The following is a 15057-nucleotide window of genomic DNA, read 5'->3' as shown; positions in this document are numbered from 1 at the left end:
CACGAAGGGGGAAGATCACCGCAGCACCCCAGATCCTGACAAACCCGACCGGCGAAGGCAACATGTTGCCGCGTTTTTCCTGTCGCCGAGTTCTCACAGCTTTCTAACGCGTTCGGAGTCTTGATCGGCCCTGACCGGCGGGCAGAGTTGCCGCATGTCCAGCACTGACGAGCTCGCCGTTCCCGCCTGTGTCGACGGGCCCGGGAAGACGGCCGCCACCCCCTCGGGCCTGACCGGATGGTTGCTGCAGCACCGCGTGCAACCGGTCGGGCCGGAAGCCGACGAGGGGCACGCCACGCCGCAGTCCTGGTGGAAGGTGATGTGCCTGACCGGTGTCGACTACTTCTCGACGCTGTCGTACCTGCCCGGCATCGCGGCCCTCGCGGCCGGCGCCCTGTCCCCGCTGGCCACCCTGCTGATCGTCGCGCTGACGTTGCTCGGCATGCTGCCGATGTACCGGCGGGTGGCCCGGGAGAGCCCGCACGGCCAGGGTTCGATCGCGATGCTGGAGAACCTGCTGCCGTTCTGGCGCGGCAAGCTGTTCGTCCTGGTCCTGCTCGGTTTCGTGGCCACCTCGTGGATCATCACGATCACGCTCTCCTCGGCCGACGCGACCGTGCACCTGCTGGAGAACCCGTACGCCCCGGACGCGCTGCACGGTCACCAGGTGCTCGTCACCGTCGTCCTGCTGCTGGTCCTCGGCGGGGTGTTCCTGCTCGGCTTCAGCGAGGCGGTCGGCGTCGCGATCCCGCTGGTCGGCATCTTCCTGGCCCTGAACGCGGTGGTCGTCGCCGTCGGCCTGTACGACGTGCTGACCGAGCCGGCCGCGTTCTCCACCTGGGTGGACGCGCTGACCGAGGGCGGCGGCGGCTTCGGCGGGATCGTCGGCCCGGCGATCGTCGCGTTCCCGTTGCTCGTCCTCGGGCTGTCCGGGTTCGAGACCGGGGTGAGCATGATGCCGCTGGTCGCCGCCGACGGCGAGACCGCGGAGCGCCGGCTCGCGGACCGGATCCGCAACACCAAGAAGCTGCTCACCGCGGCCGCGCTGATCATGAGCGTCTACCTGCTCGCGACCAGCTTCATCACCACGGTGCTGATCCCCGCGGACGAGTTCGAGCCCGGTGGCGCCGCGAACGGCCGGGCGATGGCGTACCTCGCGCACGAGCACCTCGGCGAGGTGTTCGGCACGGCGTACGACCTGAGCAGCATCCTGATCCTCTGGTTCGCCGGCGCCTCCGCGATGGCCGGGCTGATCAACATCGTGCCGCGGTACCTGCCCGGGTACGGCATGGCGCCGGAGTGGGGCCGCGCGGTCCGGCCGGTGGTGCTCGTCTACACCGGGATCAGCATCGCGATCACGATCGCCTTCGGGGCCGACGTGGACGCGCAGGCCGGGGCGTACGCGACCGGGATCCTGGCGATGATGGTGTCCGGCGCGGTCGCCGTGACGATCTCGGCCGCCCACCGCCGGCAACGCCGCCAGACCCTCGCCTTCACGGTGCTCAGCCTGGTGCTGCTGTACGCGCTGGTGGAGAACATCATCGAGAAGCCGGACGGGATCGCGATCTCCGGGCTGTTCGTCGCCGGCATCGTCGTCGTCTCGCTGGTCTCCCGGGTGGCCCGGACCACCGAGCTGCGGGCCGACCGGATCGAGTTCGACGAGACCGCCCGGCGGTACCTGACCGAGTCGATCGCGACCGACGGCACGCTCAACCTGATCGCGAACCGGCGGCAGGCCGGCGATGCCGCCGAGTACGACGCGAAGGAGGCCGCGGTCCGCGAGACCGACCCGGTGCCCGGCCAGACCGACGTGCTGTTCCTGGAGATCGACGTCGCCGACCCGTCCACGTTCAGCGACGTACTGCGGGTGCACGGGGTCGAGGTGGCCGGTCACCGGATCCTGCGGGTGCAGAGCCCGGCCGCGCCGAACGCGATCGCGGCGATTCTGCTCACCCTCCGCGACACCACCGGGGTCCGGCCGCACTGCCACTTCGAGTGGTCCGAGGGGAACCCGCTGACGCACCTGTTCCGGTACCTGATCCTCGGCCACGGCGACACCGCCCCGGTGGTCCGCGAGATCATCCGCCAGCACGAGCCGGACCCGGCCGCGCGGCCCGCGATCCACGTCGGCTGAACCGCCGGGTGTCCAGGATCGGTCACCGCGGCGGACGACCCCGGCGAACGTGTCGTAGGTTGACTGGCCATGGCTATGTTCGATCTTTCCCTGGAGAAGCTGCGGGAGTACCGGCCGGACGTGACGGTGCCCGCGGACTTCGAGGAGTTCTGGCGGTTGTCGATCGAGAAGGCGCGGACCGAGGACCTGGCCGCGCGCTTCGAGAAGGTGGACAACAAGCTGGCCGTCATCGACACCTACGACGTCACCTACTCGGGGTTCGGCGGGACCCGGGTCAAGGGCTGGCTGCACGTCCCGGCCGGCGCGACCGGTCCGCTGCCGACCGTGGTGCAGTACCACGGGTACTCCGGCGGCCGGGGCTTCCCGCACGCGACCACGCTGTGGGCCCAGGCCGGGTACGCGCACTTCGTGATGGACACCCGCGGGCAGGGGTTCTCCTCCGGTGGCGGCAGCAGCACCCCGGACGACTCGCCGTACGCCGGGCTGAACCACACCCCCGGATTCATGACCGCGGGGATCACCGACCCGGAGACCTACTACTACCGTCGCGTGTACGTCGACGCCGTCCGCGCGCTCGAGGCGGTCCGGACGTCACCGCTGGTCGACCCGGCGAAGATCCTGGTCACCGGCGGCAGCCAGGGCGGCGGCATCTCGATCGCGGCGGCCGGGCTGGCTCCGCTGGCGGGGATCGACCTGGTCGGCTGCGCGCCGGACGTGCCGTTCCTGTGCAATTTCCAGCGTGCGCTGCGGATCACCGACAAGGACCCGTACCACGAGATCACCCGGTTCCTGCAGGGCTTCCGCGAGTTCGTCGAGCCGGCGTACCGGACGCTGGACTACTTCGACGGCGTGAACCTCGGCCGGCTGGCGAAGGTCCCGGCGCTGTTCTCGGTCGCGCTGATGGACCAGACCTGCCCGCCCTCGACCGTGTTCGCGGCGTTCAACTCCTTCGGTACCGCGGCCGGCGCCGAGGTCGCGAAGGACATCAACGTCTACAGCTACAACGGTCACGAAGGCGGCCAGGCGTACCAGCACGACGCGCAGCTGGACTGGTTCGCCGACGTCTTCGCCAAGGCCTGACCCGGCCGGGGCCCCGCCGCTCGCGCCGCGGGGCCCCGGTGGTCAGGTCGTCAGGGTCTCCTCGTTGAAGAGGGCGACCTTCAGCGCACCGGTCTCGGCCGGCCGGGCGAACGTGTCGTACGCGTCCTGCATCTCGGCCAGGCCGAACCGGTGCGTGATCAGCCCGGGCAGCGCCAGCCGGCCGGCCGCGAGCATGCCGAGCAGCCGCGGGGTCGACGAGGTGTCGACGAGTCCGGTGGTGATGGTGACGTCCCGGATCCACAACTTCTCCAGGTGCAGCGTCGCCGGCGCGCCGTGGACACCTACGTTCGCCACCCGGCCGCCCGGCCGGATCACCTCGGTACAGAGCTCGAACGTCTCGGGCACGCCGACCGCCTCGATCGCGACGTCGGCCCCGAGTCCGCCGGTCAGTTCGGCCACCGCCGCGGCCACGGTGTCGCCGGCTCCGAGCGCGACGTCCGCGCCGTGCTCCAGCGCCGCCTTCTGCCGCGACTCGGCCTGCTCGACGACGATCAGCTTCGCCGGGCTGTAGAGCCCGCAGGTCGCCAGCGCCGCCAGCCCGATCGGCCCGGCGCCGACGATGACCACCGTGTCGCCCGGTGTCACCTGGCCCGCGAGCGTCCCGACCTCGTACGCCGTCGGCAGGATGTCGGCGAGCAGCAGGGCGGACTCGGTCTCCACCTCGGCCGGCAGCCGGTGCACGGACCGGTCGGCGAACGGGACCCGGACCTGCTCGGCCTGGGTGCCGTCGATCAGGTGGCCGAGGATCCATCCACCCCCACCCAGGCACTGCCCGTACCGGCCGGCCCGGCAGTACGCACAGCGGCCGCACGCGGTGATGCAGGAGATGAGCACGCGGTCGCCGGGCGTGACGCCGCGAACCGAGTCGCCGACCTCGAGGACCGTGCCGACGGCCTCGTGGCCGAGCACCCGGCCGCGGTCGACGGTCGGGACATCACCCTTCAGGATGTGCAGGTCGGTCCCGCAGATCGTCACCGCGTCGACCCGGACGATCGCGTCCTCGGGATCCTCGATCACCGGATCGGAGACGTCCCGCCAGCTCCGCTGACCGGGCCCGTTGTACACCAGCGCCTTCATCGTCGACCTCCACCGCTCGCAGGACTCTCTCTCTCTCGGTTCGACCCTCTGACGCCCACCACCGGCCGGGCAGAGCAGAAACACACCACCGCGCCGGGACCTTCGTCGCCCCCGCGCGGGCCCTTGAGCCCTGCCCGGCGGCCACCACGCGGACTGGACTGGTGCCACCAGGTAGCGCCCGCGCCGCACAGGTTCCGGCGAGGCGTACCGAGGAGGTGCCATGGCCAGACCAACGCGTCCCCCGCCCCACCGCCCCGGTCGATCGGACGGGCCGTCCACCGGGGAGGCCGGCGGGGGAGGCCGGACCGGCGGCGTCGTGGTCGGGCTCGACGGCTCGGCGGACGGGCTGCTCGCACTCGCGTGGGCCACCGATCTGGCGAGGCGCCGGCACTGGACGGTCCACGGCGTGCACGTGGTCGGCACGGCGGCGGCCGCGGGGTTCGACGACGGTCAAGAGGTCCTCGAGGACGCGGCCGACGAGCTCGCCCGGCTCGGCTGCACGGACGCCGTCCTGGAGCTCCGTACCGGGCAACCGGCCGAGGTACTGCTCGACGTCTCCGCCACCGCCGACGCGCTGGTGATCGGCCGTCGCGGTGCCGGTGGATTCGCCGAGCTGCTGATGGGATCCACGTCGCAGGTCTGCGCCGCGCTCGCCCGGACCTCGCTGGTCGTCGTGCCGGACACCTGGAAGCGCGACGAGGGCGAACTGGGCCTCGTCGTGGTCGGCGTCGACGGCTCCCCGTCCTGCCGGCCCGCCGTCGGGTTCGCCTTCGAGACCGCGGCCGAGCGTGGAGCCGAACTCGTCCTCGTGCACGTCCCCGAGGACGCGCCGGAAACCGATGCCGACGGCACCGAACCGCGCTGGCAAAGGAACGCGCGCGCCCTCGTCACCGCGGCCCTGGACGACTGGCCGGACCGGTACCCGGACGTCGTCTTCCGGACCCATTACCGCCCCGGCCATCCGGTGCAGGTGCTCGCCCGGCACTCGGCGACGGCGGACCTGGTGGTCGTCGGCGGCCTGGGCCGGCCGACGTTCACGCCGCTGCGACTCGGCTCGGTCTCCCGCGGACTGCTGCTGCACAGTCACTGCCCGGTCGCCATCATCCACGCAGAGACCGCCCAAGCACTGATCGCCAAGGGGGTTCGATCATGACCGACTATCCGGTTCGGCTGCAGGCACAGCCGGATCCCGCTGTCAGCCGCTGGTTGTGGCTGGTCAAATGGCTGCTCGCCATCCCGCACTACATCCTGCTGTTCTTCCTCTGGATCGGCTTCTCGGTCCTGACCCTGGTGGCGTTCTTCGCGGTGCTCTTCACCGGCCGCTACCCGCGCGCGCTGTTCGACTTCAACGTCGGCGTCCTGCGCTGGACGTGGCGAGTCGGGTTCTACGCGTACAGCGCTTTGGGCACCGACCGGTATCCCCCGTTCACGCTCGACGACGTGCCCGACTACCCGGCCCGGCTGCAGGTCGAGTACCCGGAGCAGCTGTCGCACGGACTCGTGCTGGTGAAGTGGTTGCTGGCGATCCCGCACCTGCTGGTGATCGCGATCCTGCTCGGTGGCGGGCCGTACCTGACCACGCGGGTCAACGACACGGCCGCGATGATCCAGGGTGGCGGGCTGCTCGGGTTGCTGGTCCTGATCGCGGCGGTCGCGCTGCTCTTCACCACCCGGTATCCGCGGGACCTGTTCAACCTGATCGTCGGCTTCAACCGCTGGGTGTACCGGGTGGCCGGCTACTTCTTCCTGATGACCGACAAGTACCCGCCGTTCCGCCTCGACCAGGGTCCCGGCGACGAACCCGAGACCCCGGAAGCAGAATCCTTGCCGACGGCAACCACTGCGACGACGACGTACCCGGTGACCGCGGCCGCGTCGGAGCCACCCGTCGCCGAGCTGGAACCGCAGCGCCGGAGCTGGACGGCCGGGCGGGTCATCGGCGTGGTCGCCGGATCCTTGTTGCTGCTGCTCGGGATCGGGCTGGTCCCGGCCGGTGGCGTCGCGCTCTGGTACGACCAGACCGCGCGGGACTCGGGTGGGTTCGTCAACACCGACGCGCATCGCTTCAACACGGTCGGTTACGCGATCAGTTCCGAGCCGGGTGCGCTCACCTATGACGGCCCGGACTGGGTGATGGAGCGGGTGATCGGCGACGTCCGGGTCACCGCGACGAACGACAACGCCAAACCGGTGTTCCTCGGGATCGCCTCGACCAGCGACGCGGAGTCGTACCTGACCGGTGTCCAGCACTCCGTCGTGACGCAACTCGACAGCGCCCCGGTCCAGGCGTCGTACCGGATGCGGCTAGGGCTCGCGCCGCGGACGCAACCGGGCAGTGAGACGTTCTGGATCGAGCGGGCCGAGGGTCCCGGCCAGCAGGTGGTCACCTGGCAACCTCGCGCCGGGAACTGGAGTGTCGTGGTGATGAACGCCGACGGCAGCCGGGTCGTCGCGGCCGACCTCACCGTCGGCGCCACCCTGCCGTGGCTGGACGACCTGGCGTTCTGGCTGATCGGTCTCGGGCTGCTGACGCTGCTCGGCGGCGCGCTGCTGATCTCGCTCGCCGTCCGCCGGCCACAACGCAAACCGGAGCCGGTCCCGGTCTCGTAAGCCGGTCCCGGTCTCGTCAGGAAGGGCAACCCGCTGACCACGGCCTTCCGTGGTCAGCGGGTCTGTGGTCAGGAGAGGCTACGGCCGTACCAATCGCGCTCGGGGCTCGCGTCGGCCAGCCGAATCTTCGCGTCGACCGCGAACGCGCCGGACGGGGCGGCGACCAACGGGTTGAGGTCCAGCTCGGCGATCTCCGGCACCGTCTCGACCAACCAGGCCACGCGATGCAGTACGTCCACCACCGCCGCCTCGTCGGCCGCCTCGGCCCCGCGGTACCCAGCGAGCAGCGGTGCGCACCGCAACGAGCGGATCATCTCCGCGGCGTCCAGGTCGGTCAGCGGAAGTCCCCGCCACCGCCGATCGGCCAGCAGGTCGGTGAGGACGCCGCCGCTCCCGGCCATCAGGACCGGGCCGAAGCGCGGGTCCCGGACCATACCGACGACGAGCTCGACCCCGGGCGGCGCGGTCGCCTGGACGACCAGATGCGGGTCACCGATGCTGGTCTCCAGTTCGTGGCACGCGGTCCGCAGCTGGCGCCGGTTCGCCAGGCCGACGCGGACCCCGCCGACGTCGGTCTTGTGCACGATCCCCGGAGCCGCGGTCTTGAGCACCACCGGGTAACCGAGCGCCGACGCGGCGCGGGCGGCCTCGTGTTCCGACTCCGCCGGCAGCGTCCGGATCACGGCGATCCCCGCGGCCTGCAGGAACTGCTCGGCCGCCTTGGGCTCGACCCACCCGGGTTCGAGCCGCTTCGCCACCGCCCGGGCAGCCTCGGCGTCGACCCGGGCGAGTTCCGGTACGACGCCCTGCGGCCGCGCCCGCCATTCGGCGTACCGGACGGTGTGGGCGAGTGCGCGGACGGCGCTCTCCGGGAACGTGAACACAGGCAGCGGGGTGCCGTCCTCGAGGAGGACCTGCGGTGCGGCGTACGGGGCGCCGAGGCAGTTGACCAGCACCGGCAGGTCGGTCTTCGCCGCGGCCACGGAGATCGCGGAGTACGTCTCGCCGATGCTGCCGGCGCGAGTGGCGACGTAACAGACCAGCACCGCGTCGACCTCGCCGCTGTCCAGGACGACCCGCAGCGCGTGTTCGAGCAGTCGCGGTGAGGCGGCGGCGCCCAGGTCCACCGGGTTCTCCGCCGCCACCGCGTCGGTCGCCTCGGTCAGCTCCTGCTGGGTCGCGGCCGTCAGCTTCGGGACGTCGAGGCCGAGCCGCCCGGCAGCGTCGGCCGCGAGGACGCCCGCGCCCCCGGCGTTGCCGATCACGGCCAGCCGCCGTCCGCGCGGCAACGGCCGGCCGGCGAGGACCCGTGCGGTCTCGACCAGTTCCTCGACCGTGTCCATCCGCAGCACCCCGGACTGGGCGAACAGCGCGTCGACGGCCGTCTCCGGAGTCGCCGCGGCGGCGGTGTGGGACGCGCCGGCCCGGCGGCCACCGCTCGACCGGCCACCGGTGACGACCAGGATCGGCTTCGTCCGCCCCACCAGCCGGGCCAGCCGGCCGAACTTGCGCGGGTTCCCGAACGACTCCAGGTACAGCCCGATCACGTCCGTCCGCGGCTCCTGCCACCAGTGCAGCAGCAGGTCGTTGCCGCTGACATCGACCTTGTTGCCGAGCGAGACGAACTCGGAGATCCCCAGCCCGGCCCGGCCGGCGTGGTCCAGCACGGTGATCCCGATCGCGCCGGACTGCGCGCCGATCGCGAGCGAGCCGGGCACCGGGACCAGGTCGGCGAAGGTCGCGTTCAGCCGGACCTCGGGCGCGGTGTTCACCAGGCCGAGGCAGTTCGGCCCGATCACCCGGACCCGGTGCCGCCGGGCCACCTCGCGGACGGTGTCCTGGTCGGCCTCCCCGGACGGACCGAGCTCGGCGTACCCGGAGGTCAGCACGACGGCACCGGGGACGCCCTTCTCCCCGCACTCGGCGAGGACGTCGGGCACCTGCGGGGCCGGGACCGCGATCACCGCCAGATCCACGTCACCGGGCACGTCCACGATCGACGGGTACGCGGTGACACCGGCCACCTCGTCCGCCTGCGGGTTCACCGCGGACAGCGAGCCGCGGAAGCCGCCGTCGGCCAGGTTCACCAGGACCTCGTGCCCGATGTTGCCGGACTTGCGGCCGGCCCCGATCACGGCGACCGCGCGCGGCCAGAGCAACGGGTGCAGCGACCGGTCCCCGGCGACCCGTTCCCGCTCGGCCATCCGGTCCAGGGTCCGGTCCACGTACGCCGTACTCAGCGAGAGCTCGACCACGCCGCTGTCGAGACGCCGGACCAGCTCGAAGCCGGAGTCGGCGAACACCCGGAGCATCGCGGCGTTCTCGGCCAGCGTGTCGGCGACCAGATGGTGGATCCCGTGCTCGCGGGCGACCGCGGCGAGCTGTTCGAGCAACAGGGTGCCGATGCCCTGGCCCTGGACGGCGTCGTCGACCAGGAAAGCCATCTCGGCCTCACCGTCGCGGAGGACCTCGTAGCTGCCGACGGCGACCAGGTCGTCGTCGATCTCCACGACCAGCGCGACGTGGTCCCGGCTGGCCGCCGCCAGGTGCCGGGCGTGCTCGTCGGCGCTGTGCCGGTTCACGCCGAAGAACCGCAGGTAGATGCTGCGGTCGGAGAGCCGGTGGTCGAGCGCGGTCAGGGCGTCCTCGTCCTCGGCCCGGATCGGCCGGATCCGGACCGCGCGCCCGTCCGCGGCCAGCGCGTCCCAGCCGGCCCGGACCTGGGCCGACGCCGGTGTGTCCTCCATGGCGGCTCCTTCCGGTCCTGCTGCCGCGCGGCACCAGGGCCTGTCTGGCATGCCCTAGCTCAGCCGCCGGGGATCGGATCCGACAGAGCACTACGGACCGGTGAGCGCGGACCTTCGGCCCTGCTCAGTGGGGTACCGGCTGCCTACGCTCGGAGGTAGTCCACCGCGAAGGTTCCCGGGGTGCGGCTGGGGGGCGGTGGACAGGGGAGGCGACACGATGAGCACGAACCTGTCCGAGGACGAGGTCGACGTCCTCCTCCAAGCCGCGGTCCTGGCGCCGTCCATGCACAACACCCAGCCGTGGCGGTTCGAGGTGATCGGACCGGTCGTGGACGTCCGGCTGGACGCGGACCGGACCCTGCCGGTCGCGGATCCGGCCGGCCGGCTGGTCCGGATCGGGCTCGGCGCGGCCGCGTTCAACGTCCGCGTCGCCGCCGCGATGCTCGGGTACGAGACGACGCTCGCCCTCGCCCCGGACCCGGCCCGCCCGGACGTGGTCGCCCGGATCTTCCTGGCCGAGCACCAACCGGCCGCGCCGACGCTGGCGCGGTTGTACGGCGAGCTGCCGCGGCGCCGGACGTACCGCGGCCCGATGCTCGACCTGCAGGTCCCGCCTCGCCTGCTCACCGTGCTGGCCGATTCCGTCCAGGCCGAAGGCGCCCAGTTGCAGTGGATCGACCGGGCCCAGCGGTCGTTGCTCGGCGGGATCCTGCACGAGGCGGACGACCTCGAACTGCACAGCGAGGACCACCTGCACGAACGACTCCGCTGGGTCGGCGGTGACCGCGCCGCCGAGGGCATCCCCGAACCGGCGCTCGGCCCGCTCCCGACGCGCGGCGGGACCGTCCGCAACCTGGCCGCCGGCCTCGACACTCCGCACCGCGCCCGGACTGTCTTCGAGGAGCAGCCCGTGGTCGCCGTCCTGTCCACCCGCGGCGAGGACGAGTCCGCCTGGCTCCGGGCCGGTCTGGCCCTCGAACACCTGTTGCTCACGGCAACGTCGTACGACCTGGCCGCGTCCTTCCTGAACCAGGCCCTGGAGTTCCCCGGCACCCGCTTCAAGGTGCACGAACTGATCGGCTGCCGCACCTGGCCGCAAACCATCATCCGCCTCGGCTACCCGGCCCACCCGGGCGACCGCACCCCACGCCGCCCGGTCGCCGCCCAAACCGAGCCCTGGCACAACTGAGGGGTCGCTGTCAGGCCGGCTTGACCGCGCGGGCGAGCAGCGCGGTCCCGGCGGTGACCAGGCTGCCGTCGGTGGTGATCCGCTCGTACAGGTGCCAGAGGTGGTCGCGGTAGCCGTCGACGGTGAAGTCCGGGATCGCCCAGGGGACGGTACGCAGGAAGTAGACGAGCGCGGCCAGGTCGCGGAAATGGGTGCGCTGCAACTGCTCGCGATAGTCCTCGATCTCGAACCCGGCAGCGGCCAGGTGATCGGTGAGCTGCCACGGCGGCCAGGGTGGTCCTTCGGCGCCGGGGAAGTAGTCGGTCACCTCGACCTCGCCGGGTCGGCGGACACCGACCCGTCCCATCTGCGTGAGCACCTGCCCGCCCGGCCGGAGTACGCGGAACACCTCGGCCGAGCTGAACGCCACATGCCGGGCCAGGACCAGGTCGAACGTCTCGTCCGCGAACGGCAACCGCCGGTCGGGGTACTCCGCGTCCGGCCCGCGGGTGTCGAACGTCCCGCCCGCGACGTGAACCACCGGGATCCCGAGCGGCGCCAACCGCCGTGCCGCCACCGGGACGTTCGGCGCGTACGCCTCGGTCGCGACGGTCAGCTCGCGTCCACCGCCGATCTCCGCGAGCACCTCACCGCCCCCGGTCCCGTGATCGAGCACGCGCGCCGCGGCCGGGACCAGCTCCCGCGCCAGCGCCGGGTAGTCCCACCTGAGCTCGTCGACGACCCGCCGTCCGTCGAGGAACGGGAACCGCCAACCCGAGATCGGCTCCGCGCAGGCGGCCCGAAGCTGCTGGTCGAAGTCGTCCTGGGAAAGAGTCATCCGCACCAGGCTCGCGCATCGGCCGTCCCGCCGCCAAAGGATTTTGGCTTGACCCTGACGTAGCGTGAGGCTGAACGCTGGTGGGCATGAACGCATTCGTCAGCCCTGTTCCGTTTCCCGCCTTCGACGCGGTCGCCCCTGAGGTGTACCGCGAGTTCTACGGCATGCCGATCTACGTCACCGTGCCGACGGCCGACCTGGAGCGCTCGGTCGACTTCTGGGTCCGTGGGCTCGGGTTCATCGACCTGTTCACGATTCCTGGCCGGCTCATCCACCTGCGGCGCTGGGCGTTCCAGGACGTCCTCCTCGTCACCGGCGAAGGGGCCGACGTCCCGTCCGCGGTCAGCGTCGCTTTCGCCGCCGTGCTCGGGCAGCTCGACGAGGTCGCCGGGCGCTGCGAGGAGCTCGTCCCGGGATGTACGTCGGGCCCGGTCCAGCAGCCGTGGAACTCCGACGAGCTGACCGTGATCACGCCGGAGAACGCGCGGGTGATCCTGACCGCCGCCCGGCCGCTCGACCCGGACAGCGCGAAGGCGGCGGAACTGCGGGAGCTCGGGATCGACGTCCCGGCGTCGCGCTGAGCGATACTGGCCCGATGACGCGCGGCACCGACGACCTCACCGTCGGCCGGGTGGCCGCGCTCGTCGGGATCAGTGTGCGGACCCTGCACCACTGGGACGTGATCGGCCTGGTCGTCCCGAGCGAGCGCACACCGGCCGGGTACCGGCTGTACGCGGCGGACGACGTCGCCCGGATCCACCGCGTCCTGGTCTACAAGGAGCTCGGTCTCCCACTCGCCGAGATCGCCCGGCTGCTCGACGACCCGGCCGTCGATCCCCGCCGGCACTTGCAACGCCAGCGGTCCGAGCTGGTCGGCCGGATCAGCCGCCTGGAGGACATGGTCGCGGCCGTCGATCGGATGCTTGAGGCAACCACCTCGGGACTGCGGCTGACCCCGGCCGAACAGGTCGAGATCTTCGGTACCGACTGGCAGCCGGAGTGGACCGCCGACGCCGAGGAACGCTGGGGCGACACCGAGGCGTGGGCCCAGTACTCCGCACGCACCGCCGCTCTGACCCCCGCCGACTGGCGCGTCGCCGCCGCGACCACCGAGGAGCTCAACGCCGCCCTGGCCACCGCGAAACGGGCGGGGGTCGACCCCGGTTCGACCGAGGCCAACGCCCTGGCCGAGCGCCACCGCGCCCTGTACTCGCAGTACTTCGACTGCGGTCACGCCCGGCACGTCTGCCTGGCCCGCCGGTTCCTCGAAGACGCCGACTTCGCCACCTACTACGAATCCCTGGAGCCGGGCCTCACCCCCTGGCTGTACGACACCGTCGCCGCAAACGCCTCGCTGCATGGCGTCGACCCGGCCACAGCCAGTTGGGATTAGGCGTTACTCGACCAACTTGCCCTCCGTCGAGATGTCGTCGCGCATCAGCCGGCGGAACTCCTCCGGGATAGCGGGGATCTGCTCCCGTTCGACCGAGCCGGGGCCGGACCAGACCAGGTTCACCTGCAGCGACTCGTCCAGGTCGGGGAAGTCGGAGCGGTTGTGGCAGCCCCGGGTCTCGCGACGTTCGAGGGCCGCGTCCAGCGTCGCCCGGGCCGCCAGCGCGGAGGACTTCAGGTCGAACGCGTGCGCCAGGTCCTGGAACCCGGCGATGTCCGGGTGCACGCCGACCTGCTCCATCCGGCCTTCGAGCTCGGTCAGCTCCTTCACCCCGGCCAGCAGCCCGGCTTCGTCGCGGACCACGCCGGCCCGCGCCGTCATCGTGTCCCGCAGGGCCCGCTGGAGGGCGCGGACGTTCTCCTGGCCGTCGGAGGCGAGCAGCGCGTCCACCTCGCCGCGAGCTTCGGCGACCGCCTCGGCCGATCGGTACTGTGCCTGCCGCTCGACCGAGTACTTCGCCGCCGCCTCGCCGACGATCCGGCCGAAGACGAGCAGCTCGATCAGCGAGTTGCCGCCGAGCCGGTTCGCCCCGTGCAGACCGCTGGACGCCTCGCCGATCGCGTACAGTCCGTCGACGCCGGTGCCGTGGTCCTCGGGCCGGACCCAGACCCCGCCCATCGAGTAGTGCGCCGTCGGCGCGATCTCGATCGGCTGCTGGGTGATGTCGAGCATCTGCAGCTCCAGCAGGGTCTGGTACACCCGGGGCAGCCGCTGCATGATCGTCTGCCGCGGCAGATGCGACACGTCGAGCCAGACCCCACCGTTCGGCGTCCCGCGGCCCGCCATGATCTCCGTGTACGCCGCGAGCGCGACCCGGTCCCGTGTGGACAGCTCCATCCGCTCCGGGTCGTACCGCTCCATGAACCGCTCGCCGAGTGCGTTCCGCAGCTGACCGCCTTCGCCCCGGGCCGCCTCGGACACCAGGGTGCCGGCCGCGTTCTCGGGTTCGATCAACCCGGACGGATGGAACTGGACCAGCTCGGGATCGCGGATCCGCCCACCGGCCAGCACCGCGAGCCGGAACGAGTCACCGGTGTTCTCGTCCCGCCGCGACGACGTCCGCCGCCAGATCCGGGTATGCCCGCCGGCCGCGAGAATCACCGCGTCCGCATGGATGACGTACCGCCGCCCGGTGGTCAGGTCGAACCCGTACGCCCCGAAGACGGTGTTGTCGCGGACCAGCAGCCGGGTGACGTACACGCTGTCCAGGATCGGTACGTCCAGCTGGACCGCCCGGTTCACCAGGGTCCGTTGGATCTCCAGGCCGGTGTAGTCCCCCGCGAACGCGGTCCGCCGGTACGTGTGCGCGCCGAAGAACCGCTGCGAGATCCGCCCGTCCGCCTCCCGCGCGAACGGCATCCCGTACCGCTCCAGGTCCGCGATCCCCCGCGCCGCCCCCTCGGTCACGATCCGCACGATCTCCGGGTTGGCGAGCAGGTAGCTCTCCTGCAACGTGTCGGCCGCGTGCTGTTGCCAGCTGTCCTCCTCGTCCATCGTGGCGAGCGCGGCGTTGATCCCGCCGGCAGCCAGCGCGGTGTGCGCGTCGGACCGAGGACGCTTGCCCAGAGCAATCACATCGACGCCCCGCTCGGCCAGCTCGATGGCGGCCCGCAATCCGGCCCCGCCGGTCCCGATCACCAGCACCGAGGTCGCGATCCGCTGCTCCGAAATCTCCACCACAAGCTCCCGTCTCCAGCCACACCCACAAGGGGCCTTACCAGGCTGACAGATCGGCCTCCTGATTCGTGACAGAAATCCTGCCCTGTAAGGCGTTTCGTGAGCGCACTCACAAGCCGACCACTCCCACGGCACGCCGAGCACGTAAGGTGCGGGTCCGGTAACGTGGCGGAGTCACGGCTTCTCAGACCGCAGGGCACCGGGGTCCATACAGGATTCGTCACCCCGGTGCCCTGCCTGCTGTCCGGCCAC

At 71.7% G+C, this 15057-nt stretch carries 11 protein-coding genes; 7 read left to right on the top strand and 4 right to left on the bottom strand.

Going from position 1 to position 15057, the window contains the following annotated elements; all coding sequences use genetic code 11:
* Nucleotides 1–154 precede the first annotated feature (154 nt).
* Together FB561_RS14260 and FB561_RS14255 are read left to right on the top strand one after the other, a co-directional pair.
* Entirely contained in the window at nucleotides 155–2134 is a 1980-nt protein-coding gene (locus FB561_RS14260; protein WP_145806874.1) for an APC family permease, read from the top strand.
* Nucleotides 2135–2203: 69 nt separating this feature from the next.
* Entirely contained in the window at nucleotides 2204–3214 is a 1011-nt protein-coding gene (locus tag FB561_RS14255; RefSeq protein ID WP_145806872.1) for an acetylxylan esterase, read from the top strand.
* A gap of 42 nt (nucleotides 3215–3256) precedes the next feature.
* Here FB561_RS14255 and FB561_RS14250 read toward each other — a convergent pair whose 3' ends face one another.
* Nucleotides 3257–4312, bottom strand: a complete 1056-nt coding sequence (locus FB561_RS14250) for an alcohol dehydrogenase catalytic domain-containing protein (RefSeq protein ID WP_145806870.1) — start codon at nucleotides 4310–4312, stop codon at nucleotides 3257–3259.
* A gap of 220 nt (nucleotides 4313–4532) precedes the next feature.
* On the opposite strand from FB561_RS14250, the gene FB561_RS14245 reads away from it, so the two are divergent.
* Together FB561_RS14245 and FB561_RS14240 are read left to right on the top strand one after the other, a co-directional pair.
* Nucleotides 4533–5465 carry a universal stress protein gene (locus FB561_RS14245; protein WP_145806868.1) on the top strand — a complete coding sequence of 311 codons (933 nt, stop codon included), beginning with the start codon at nucleotides 4533–4535 and terminating at the stop codon, nucleotides 5463–5465.
* The gene (locus FB561_RS14240) at nucleotides 5462–6922 is read left to right on the top strand and encodes a DUF4389 domain-containing protein (protein WP_145806866.1); all 1461 of its coding nucleotides are present in this window, start codon (nucleotides 5462–5464) and stop codon (nucleotides 6920–6922) included. The genes FB561_RS14245 and FB561_RS14240 overlap by 4 nt, the downstream gene beginning before the upstream one ends.
* A 68-nt stretch (nucleotides 6923–6990) precedes the next feature.
* Here FB561_RS14240 and FB561_RS14235 read toward each other — a convergent pair whose 3' ends face one another.
* A complete protein-coding gene (locus FB561_RS14235) occupies nucleotides 6991–9669 on the bottom strand; it encodes a bifunctional acetate--CoA ligase family protein/GNAT family N-acetyltransferase (protein ID WP_170284671.1) in 2679 nt (892 codons plus the stop codon).
* Between the two features lie 217 nt (nucleotides 9670–9886).
* On the opposite strand from FB561_RS14235, the gene FB561_RS14230 reads away from it, so the two are divergent.
* Nucleotides 9887–10858: an Acg family FMN-binding oxidoreductase gene (locus FB561_RS14230; RefSeq protein ID WP_145806862.1), complete on the top strand. Its 972-nt coding sequence runs from the start codon at nucleotides 9887–9889 to the stop codon at nucleotides 10856–10858.
* Between the two features lie 10 nt (nucleotides 10859–10868).
* On the opposite strand, the gene FB561_RS14225 is transcribed toward FB561_RS14230, so the two are convergent.
* The gene (locus FB561_RS14225; protein ID WP_170284670.1) at nucleotides 10869–11675 is read right to left on the bottom strand and encodes a class I SAM-dependent methyltransferase; all 807 of its coding nucleotides are present in this window, start codon (nucleotides 11673–11675) and stop codon (nucleotides 10869–10871) included.
* 86 nt (nucleotides 11676–11761) lie between these two features.
* On the opposite strand from FB561_RS14225, the gene FB561_RS14220 reads away from it, so the two are divergent.
* Both FB561_RS14220 and FB561_RS14215 read left to right on the top strand, forming a co-directional pair.
* Nucleotides 11762–12256: a VOC family protein gene (locus FB561_RS14220; protein WP_145806858.1), complete on the top strand. Its 495-nt coding sequence runs from the start codon at nucleotides 11762–11764 to the stop codon at nucleotides 12254–12256.
* A 14-nt stretch (nucleotides 12257–12270) separates the two neighbouring features.
* Nucleotides 12271–13068, top strand: a complete 798-nt coding sequence (locus FB561_RS14215) for a MerR family transcriptional regulator (RefSeq protein WP_145806856.1) — start codon at nucleotides 12271–12273, stop codon at nucleotides 13066–13068.
* Nucleotides 13069–13071: 3 nt separating this feature from the next.
* On the opposite strand, the gene FB561_RS14210 is transcribed toward FB561_RS14215, so the two are convergent.
* On the bottom strand, nucleotides 13072–14805 hold the full coding sequence (locus tag FB561_RS14210) for an L-aspartate oxidase (RefSeq protein WP_145806854.1): 1734 nt from the start codon (nucleotides 14803–14805) through the stop codon (nucleotides 13072–13074).
* Nucleotides 14806–15057: the final 252 nt, after the last annotated feature.

This window comes from Kribbella amoyensis, from assembly GCF_007828865.1.
In the GTDB taxonomy this organism is placed as follows: domain Bacteria; phylum Actinomycetota; class Actinomycetes; order Propionibacteriales; family Kribbellaceae; genus Kribbella; species Kribbella amoyensis.
This window is presented reverse-complemented; position numbering and strand designations above follow the sequence as displayed.

Coding starts and splice junctions, on each gene's coding strand:
- FB561_RS14250 (WP_145806870.1), bottom strand. CDS start 4,312: ATGAAGGCGCTGGTGTACAACGGGCCCGGTCAGCGGAGCTGGCGGGAC.
- FB561_RS14260 (WP_145806874.1), top strand. CDS start 155: ATGTCCAGCACTGACGAGCTCGCCGTTCCCGCCTGTGTCGACGGGCCC.
- FB561_RS14220 (WP_145806858.1), top strand. CDS start 11,762: ATGAACGCATTCGTCAGCCCTGTTCCGTTTCCCGCCTTCGACGCGGTC.
- FB561_RS14215 (WP_145806856.1), top strand. CDS start 12,271: ATGACGCGCGGCACCGACGACCTCACCGTCGGCCGGGTGGCCGCGCTC.
- FB561_RS14225 (WP_170284670.1), bottom strand. CDS start 11,675: ATGACTCTTTCCCAGGACGACTTCGACCAGCAGCTTCGGGCCGCCTGC.
- FB561_RS14240 (WP_145806866.1), top strand. CDS start 5,462: ATGACCGACTATCCGGTTCGGCTGCAGGCACAGCCGGATCCCGCTGTC.
- FB561_RS14235 (WP_170284671.1), bottom strand. CDS start 9,669: ATGGAGGACACACCGGCGTCGGCCCAGGTCCGGGCCGGCTGGGACGCG.
- FB561_RS14255 (WP_145806872.1), top strand. CDS start 2,204: ATGGCTATGTTCGATCTTTCCCTGGAGAAGCTGCGGGAGTACCGGCCG.
- FB561_RS14230 (WP_145806862.1), top strand. CDS start 9,887: ATGAGCACGAACCTGTCCGAGGACGAGGTCGACGTCCTCCTCCAAGCC.
- FB561_RS14245 (WP_145806868.1), top strand. CDS start 4,533: ATGGCCAGACCAACGCGTCCCCCGCCCCACCGCCCCGGTCGATCGGAC.